This window comes from Thermosynechococcus sp. OHK43, assembly GCF_014466085.1.
Classification (GTDB): Bacteria; Cyanobacteriota; Cyanobacteriia; order Thermosynechococcales; family Thermosynechococcaceae; genus Thermosynechococcus.
This window is the reverse complement of the sequence record NZ_JACOMP010000051.1, coordinates 1-7,142: the sequence shown is the minus strand read 5'-3', so window position 1 is coordinate 7,142 and position 7,142 is coordinate 1. Positions and strand designations below refer to the sequence as shown.

6 protein-coding genes and 1 pseudogene are annotated in these 7,142 nt (G+C 54.0%); 5 read left to right on the top strand and 2 right to left on the bottom strand.

Annotated features, from left to right (window positions below; genetic code table 11):
* Positions 1 to 187: pseudogene (locus tag H8Q75_RS02375) on the top strand (hypothetical protein); the annotation flags it as partial.
* 67 nt (positions 188 to 254) lie between these two features.
* Here H8Q75_RS02375 and H8Q75_RS02370 read toward each other — a convergent pair.
* Positions 255 to 557, bottom strand: coding sequence for a BMC domain-containing protein (locus H8Q75_RS02370; protein WP_024124673.1), 303 nt, complete (start codon positions 555 to 557; stop codon positions 255 to 257).
* A 96-nt stretch (positions 558 to 653) separates the two neighbouring features.
* On the opposite strand from H8Q75_RS02370, the gene cofH reads away from it, so the two are divergent.
* From cofH to leuB, 4 genes are all read left to right on the top strand, one after another.
* Positions 654 to 1,835, top strand: coding sequence for a 7,8-didemethyl-8-hydroxy-5-deazariboflavin synthase subunit CofH (gene cofH, locus H8Q75_RS02365; RefSeq protein WP_297040161.1), 1,182 nt, complete (start codon positions 654 to 656; stop codon positions 1,833 to 1,835).
* Positions 1,832 to 3,433 (top strand): DUF3352 domain-containing protein, encoded by a 1,602-nt coding sequence (locus H8Q75_RS02360; protein WP_297040158.1) that lies wholly within the window; start codon positions 1,832 to 1,834, stop codon positions 3,431 to 3,433. The genes cofH and H8Q75_RS02360 overlap by 4 nt, the downstream gene beginning before the upstream one ends.
* A gap of 70 nt (positions 3,434 to 3,503) precedes the next feature.
* A complete protein-coding gene (locus H8Q75_RS02355; RefSeq protein WP_297040157.1) occupies positions 3,504 to 4,421 on the top strand; it encodes a pentapeptide repeat-containing protein in 918 nt (305 codons plus the stop codon).
* 69 nt (positions 4,422 to 4,490) lie between these two features.
* Positions 4,491 to 5,576 (top strand): 3-isopropylmalate dehydrogenase, encoded by a 1,086-nt coding sequence (gene leuB / locus H8Q75_RS02350; RefSeq protein WP_024124669.1) that lies wholly within the window; start codon positions 4,491 to 4,493, stop codon positions 5,574 to 5,576.
* A 559-nt stretch (positions 5,577 to 6,135) separates the two neighbouring features.
* Here leuB and cydB read toward each other — a convergent pair.
* On the bottom strand, positions 6,136 to 7,142 hold a 1,007-nt coding region (gene cydB, locus H8Q75_RS02345; RefSeq protein WP_297040152.1), incomplete at its 5' end, for a cytochrome d ubiquinol oxidase subunit II.

Sequence of the window (7,142 nt, the reverse complement as noted above, 5' to 3'; positions counted from 1 at the left end):
TCGCGACCAACAGCGCATCTTTCGCAACGCCATCAAACAGGGAAAATCCACCGGTGAAGCGATGAACTTGGTTGCCCTGCGCCCCGATCAAAAAACACAGTTGTCGAAAGTGATGCAGGATACCCGTGTTGAAATGCTAACAATTCTCACTCCCGAACAGGTGAAGCAACTGCAGGCATCCCAGTAATGATAGAGCGTTAATTAAGTAAGTAGGGTTAAGTGCATAGAGGAGGGCTGCGGATAGGCTGCCCGCCTCACAGCAGAAAATCCTCAGGTGGCAAGTGAGGGACACCGATGGGCAGCACCTGTTCCAGATTGCCATCGGGACGAGCAATCACCTGATGAGAGATCACTGCCTGGCCACTGAGCGATCGCGCCGCTCGAACCGCCGCATTCACAGCCGCCACCTCTCCCCGGATCACCACTGTCCAGTAGCCTGCACCAATCCCCTCACAACTGACAAGGGTGACCTGAGCGGCTTTCACCAATGTATCGGCTACAGCAAGGGCTGCCGGGTACCCCAAGACCTGCACCATGCCCACCGCTTCTGCTGCCATCACCCTTACCCCCTCCTCGTTTTCCATATTTTAGAAAAGAAGTGGGGTTAAGCTATAAAAGTGCTGCCCCAATGTCCTGAAGGTGGAGTCCGTCCTATGCACACCATAGTGGCGATCGCCCAGCTAGAGGAGGTTCTGACTAACAATGGCATTTCTGCCCAGCAGGCCTTCAGTCTTTTGACAACCGCCCTTCCCATAGCTGCAACCAGCGATCCTCAAGAACCATTGCCCCCACCGCTGAGGGCACTGCAAGTTGCTAGCGATCGCCTGCGCCAGCAACAGGTGGGAGACACTGTGACCTATGTCATTAACCGCAACATCAACTTCACCAATATCTGTGAGCAACACTGCGCCTTTTGTGCCTTTCGTCGCGATGCCACCGCTGGGGATGCCTACTGGCTCGACATTGAAACGATACTGAGCAAAGTGGCTGATGCAGTTGCCCAAGGGGCTACAGAAATCTGTATGCAGGGGGGACTCAATCCGGCCGCCAAGGAAGGCAGCTCCAGTTTGCGCTACTACCAATGCCTGGTGCGGGAAATTAAAACAGCCTTTCCCCAGATCCATCTCCATGCCTTTTCGCCCCAAGAAATTCAATTCATTGCCCGTGAGGATGGCCGCTCCTATGCCCAAGTGATTGCCGCCCTCCACGAAGTTGGGGTAGACTCCATGCCCGGGACCGCGGCGGAAGTGTTGGTGGATGCCGTGCGCTCAAAAATCTGCCCTGAGAAAATTAACACCGCCACTTGGCTTGAGATTGTGGAGACGGCCCATCGCTTGGGGGTGTGGACCACCAGTACGATGCTCTGCGGCCATATTGAAACGCCAGCGGATCAAGTGGCTCACCTACAACACCTACAGCAACTTCAGCAAAAGGCTTTAGAACACAACTATCCCGCCCGTATCACCGAGTTTATCCTGCTGCCCTACGTTGGGGAACTTGCCCCCAAAGCAATGCGACAATGGGTAGGACGCCACCAACCGCAGTTATTACCGACATTGGTGCTGACGGCAGTGGCGCGGCTCTTTTTAGGGCAGTGGATTGCCAACCATCAGCCCAGTTGGGTCAAACTAGGCCTTAGGGGGGCAACAATGGCTCTGAACTGGGGGTGCAATGACCTGGGGGGAACCTTGATGGAAGAACATATTACATCAGTGGCCGGAGCACAGGGGGGCATGGGGGTTAGTCCAGGGGAGCTTGTGGCAGCGATTCACTCCTTGGGGCGAACCCCGCGACAGCGGACAACCCTTTACAATCCCGTTGGAGAAAGGCAATGACTACACAATCGCAGCCTTCTGTGGGCTCCCGCCTTCGAGTTCGCCCTTGGTTGGTGGGTGGTGTCGCCGTGGTCATTGTCGGGACAGCCGCTGCGGCCGGGGTTTTCCTATGGCAACGCTTCAGTCAACGTCCAATTGCCCCTGGAATGGCGCTCGCCCCCAATAATGCCCTATTGACCCTCACCTTACCCACGGATCCCCAGCCTTGGGAAGCCCTTGTCAAAAGTGGCCTACTACAAGCCCAGCCGTGGTTGAACCCCACCTATGATCCTCTCTCGCCAGAGGGGGTGAATCTGGCGCAATTGGATTACCTCAAGGACGTGCGCCCCTTGATTGGCGATCGCGCCACCCTTGTGCTGCTGCCCATTACCCCGGCATCGGTCAAGGAATCGCCAGTGCCGCCCTACATTTGGGTTGTGCCAACGCTGAATGTACCGATGGGGGAGCAACTCCTGCAAAGGGTGATTGGCGACCCAGTCACAGAAATCAATGGGGTGAAAATTTTTAGAGCCAAGGGAATTCTCCCTGACCCCCACAGTGGCGCGATCGCTCTCCTCAAGCATCAAGACCACGCCTACATCGTCTGGAGTCAGCACCAGAGCGCCCTGCAACAAGTCATTGCCACTGCCCAAGCCAACAACGGCATTGCCAGTCAGCCCACCTATCAACGGGCCATCAAAGGCTTATCCAATCACCGCCCCCTGGTGGAACTCTACTTGAACTTGCCCACCTTTTTAGCCAGTCAGATGGCTGCTCCTGAGGGAAATCTGCCTGAGCCGCCACGGGAACTGCAAGGGATCGTGCTCACCGCAGATATGACTCCTGAGCAAATTGCAGTGGAGGCAGTGACTTGGCGCCCTGAGCAGAATCAAGCCTTAGTCAGTGAAGGTCAAAGCCGTGAACTCAGCCGTCTTGTGCCTGAAACAACCCTTGCTTTTTACAGTACAGGCTCCTTCAAGCATTTATGGCAGAATACCCCCGCCTCGGTCAAAGCAACGATCGCCAGCACGGTTAAAGATCTCACTGGCCTCGATTGGCAACAGACTTTTGTGCCTTGGATGGATGGTGAATTTGCCGCTGCCTTTGTGCCCGTTCCCAACCTAGGAAATGCCCCTAGTTTGCTTTTTCTGGCTCAGACGAGCAATCGCCCCCAAGCCAGCCAAACCCTTAGCCAACTCGATACCCAAATTCGCGATCGCCTGCGGTGGCAAGTGCAACCAACAGCAACAGACCCCCAACCCCTCATTACTTGGCGCATTCCCCCGGGTTTGCCGGTGGGGCAGCACGGCTGGCTCAATGACCAGATCCTCTTTTTGGGACTCGGTCCTCTGATGGATATGAGTCGCCGGCCTGAGCGCTCCCTTGCCGACTCTCCCCTTTACCGTGCGGTACTTCCCCAGCCCAAGGACACACAGTTTTACCTGAATTTGAGTAACCTGGGGTCATTGCAAAATAACTTACTCTTGCCCGAACTGGCCCCTGAGGTGGTCCGATCGCTCCAACCCTTTGCTGCCCTAGGCATCACCAGTCATGTGCGGGATAATCGGTTTACCCACTACATCGCTCGAATTCGCCTAAAACCCACTTCACTCCCGTAGGTTCAGCGAATGCTGGGGGAACCCTGAAACTAGACCTGGAGCTGCTACTTAAGGACGTGACTCAACGACTGTGGAACCTGATGTTTTACTGAAACGCTATAGCGCTGGCGATCGCGACTTTGCGAGGGTACGCTTGCGCCGTGCTAACCTGAGCCGCTGTATTCTAACGGGCATTGATCTTTCCCGGGCCGACCTCACCGATGCTGCCCTCCAGAGTACGAATCTGCAAGGGGCCGATTTGCGGGGGGCAATTCTTACTGGTGTGAATCTCAGTCAAGCGGATTTGCGGGGGGCTGATCTGCGGGGTGTGATTTTAATCAGTGCCGATCTACGCTGGGTGTCTGTGCGCAAGGCCAACCTGACAGGGGCAGATCTGACCCGTGCCAACCTTGCCAATGCCGATCTCAGTGAGGCCAATCTCACCGGTGCTCAACTCAGTGAAGCAATTTTGCGGGATGCCAACTTGACGCTCACGGATCTGACCCTTGCTGAACTTGAGCGTGCCAACCTCAGCCGTGCCAACTTAACTGAAGCCTACCTGCGGGGTGCCGATCTCACGGATGCGGTGTTGCGGGAAAGTCAACTCCTGCAGGCCAATTTACGGGGCGCCAATCTCAGTGGCACCAATTTGCAGCAGGCCAATCTAGAGCGGGCGATTTTGATCGGAGCGAATCTGCGTCGTGCTCGCCTTGAGGAAGCCAATCTCCGCGAAGTGGCCTTCAAAGAAGCCAATTTACGCCATGCCTGTCTAGACAAAGCCAATCTTGTTGGAGCTGATTTGCGGGGGGTGAGCCTTGCTCAAGCACTGCTGCGGGGAGCCCATCTCAGCTCTGCCATTCTCATTGGCGCCAACTTGATGGGTGCAAATCTCAGCGGTGCGGATCTCCGGGGAGCCAATCTCATTGAAGCGATTCTCACCGGTGCCAGCCTCAATGGTGTTGATCTTAATGCCGTAGATATGAGCGAAGCGATTGTACCGGATGGCTAACGTTCCCCATAGCCTCAAGGGAAGACCGCTGCTGGTGTAGATTAGAAGATCGGTGATTTTGAGACAGGCATGGCAACCACCTATCGCATTGCTGTTTTGGCCGGGGATGGTATTGGTCCAGAAATTACGGCTGTTGCCCTTGAGGTGTTGCGGGCGATCGCCCCTCGCTTTGAACTGAACTTTGACTTTGTTCCTGCCCTTGTGGGGGGCTGCGCCATTGATGCTATGGGGGAACCCTTGCCAGCAGCAACGCTGGAAACCTGTCGTCAAAGTGATGCCGTGCTTTTAGCTGCCATTGGCGGAACCCAGTGGGATAGCCTACCCCGTCATCTGCGCCCGGAAACAGGATTACTTGCCCTGCGATCTGGCCTAGGTTTATTTGCCAACTTACGCCCCGCCCAAATGTTTCCCCAACTGCTCCATGCCTCCTCCCTCAAGCCGGAAGTGATTGCCGGTGTGGATCTCATGGTTGTGCGCGAACTGACGGGTGGCATTTACTTTGGTCAACCGCGCGGTATTTTCACCACCGAAACGGGTGAGCAGCGAGGGGTGAATACGATGGCCTATACCGCCACGGAAATTGATCGCATTGGCCGTGTTGCTTTTGAAACCGCTCGCAAACGGCAGGGCAAACTCTGCTCTGTGGATAAGGCCAATGTCCTTGAAGTTTCCCAACTGTGGCGCGATCGCCTGACGGCCCTCAGTGCTGAGTACCCGGATGTGGAACTAACGCACCTTTATGTGGACAATGCCGCAATGCAACTGGTGCGCGCCCCAAAACAGTTTGACACGATTGTGACCAGTAACCTCTTTGGTGATATTCTCTCCGATATTGCTGCCATGCTCACCGGCAGTATTGGCATGCTTCCCTCCGCCAGCCTAGGGGAATCGGGGCCGGGTCTGTTTGAACCGGTTCATGGCTCGGCCCCCGACATTGCCGGCCAAGACAAAGCCAACCCCCTCGCCATGGTGCTCAGTGCGGCAATGATGCTGCGTTATGGTCTGAACCAACCAGCGGCAGCGCAGGCGATCGCAGAGGCAATTACTGCCGTTTTAGATCAAGGCTACCGCACTGGCGATTTAATGTCAGAGGGCTGCACGCTTGTGGGCTGTCGCGAAATGGGCAACCTCCTAATCAAGGAGTTGACCCAATAAACTAGTGTAAACTAGCTTTTAAACTAGCTTTGATCCAGTTTGAAACTAGCCATTAGACTACATAACATTTCGCCACAGGGAGCGTTGGCGCGTCTCTGCTCGGCCCTTAGGAGCGTTTAGCCCGCGGTGACCTGAATGTGAAATTATCAAAGCTGGAGAGACTGGTTGAGCCCTTTCTAGGCTATTTCCATTTTTTTGTGATTATTTCATTGATAGCTATTCCAACAAAGAATGAGACGTTATCCAGCACCCTAATTGGCGAATCACCTCATCAATAGAACGGTTTGACCCTGCATCCATCCGCCCTCACTTCAGTCCCCTAAAGTCTTCCTCAATCACGTTAAAAATCACGTTAAATCAGGAGAGTAACCCCCCGTAACCCGCTGCTTTCACCACTGCCTGAATCATCCCTTTCGGATGAATCGGTACCTTTCATCATCAACAGCGCAGGTTTCCCTAATGCCGGCAAACAATACTCCCTCAGCCAGCTCACAAAGCCGGGCGCTCAAATACCCAGAAAACTGCATCGGCTGTTTTAATCGGTATTGCCTGACAAGACCTAGGCCACCACTTTGCCACGGAACACCAAATAATTGTAGAGATTGTAGGCCAGCATAATCGGAATTAAGAAGGCCACAAAAATCAACATAAAGACTTGGGCACTAGGAGATGCTGAAGCTTCGTAAATGGTGACGTTGGGAGGAATAATGTTGGGAAAAATAACAAACCCCAAACCAATAAATGAGAGGAGAAACAGGAGAAATGTCCAAACTAAGGGCATGATTTCTTCACGCTTTTGTAAGCTACGCAGCAGTAGAAAAATCAGCAAGATACCCAGAACTGGAATTGCAGCAAAAATGTAGAACAGGGGAGGCTGAAACAGTTGGGCACGCAAGTGCTCATGGAAAATGGGGGCACTAATGGTAATCAACACAGCACCGATAAACGTTGTCCAGGCTGCAATTGTGGCTGTGCGGTAGTGGGTTTGCTGCAACTCACCTGTGGTTTTGTAAATCAGATAGGTTGACCCAATCAGCACATAGCCCTGAATCAGTGTCAGTGCCACCAACACGGAGTGCCATGTCAACCAATCCCATATGCTGCCGGCAAAGTGACCCGCAGCATCGACTTTGATGCCCTCAAACACGGTGCCCACTGCAAAGCCCTGCCCCAAGGCCGCCAGGAAACTGCCAATGCCAAAGGCAAGGTTCCACACCCGTTTATTATTGGCATTTTCGCGAAATTCAAAGGAGACTGCCCGCAAAATCAGCCCTACCACCATAATCACTGCCGGCAGGTAAAGGGCATTGAGAATGGTGGCATAGGCCAAAGGGAAGGCACCAAATAGGGAGCCACCCATCAGCACTAGCCATGTCTCATTGGCATCCCAAACATTGCCAAGGCTGGTCATGAGGATATTGCGGCGGCGTTCATTGCTACTGGTGAGGGAGAGAATGCCAATGCCAAGGTCAAACCCATCCAGTAGAACGTAGAGAAACAGAAAAAGACCAAGGATAAAAAACCACGCCGGAGGCAGAAAGTGCTCTAGGGGGGCAAGGGGATTGG

Bases quoted from the DNA above. Each gene is read 5' to 3' on its own strand.
- H8Q75_RS02370 (WP_024124673.1), bottom strand. From the start codon at position 557: ATGGCAGCAGAAGCGGTGGGCATGGTGCAGGTCTTGGGGTACCCGGCA.
- cofH (WP_297040161.1), top strand. From the start codon at position 654: ATGCACACCATAGTGGCGATCGCCCAGCTAGAGGAGGTTCTGACTAAC.
- H8Q75_RS02360 (WP_297040158.1), top strand. From the start codon at position 1,832: ATGACTACACAATCGCAGCCTTCTGTGGGCTCCCGCCTTCGAGTTCGC.
- leuB (WP_024124669.1), top strand. From the start codon at position 4,491: ATGGCAACCACCTATCGCATTGCTGTTTTGGCCGGGGATGGTATTGGT.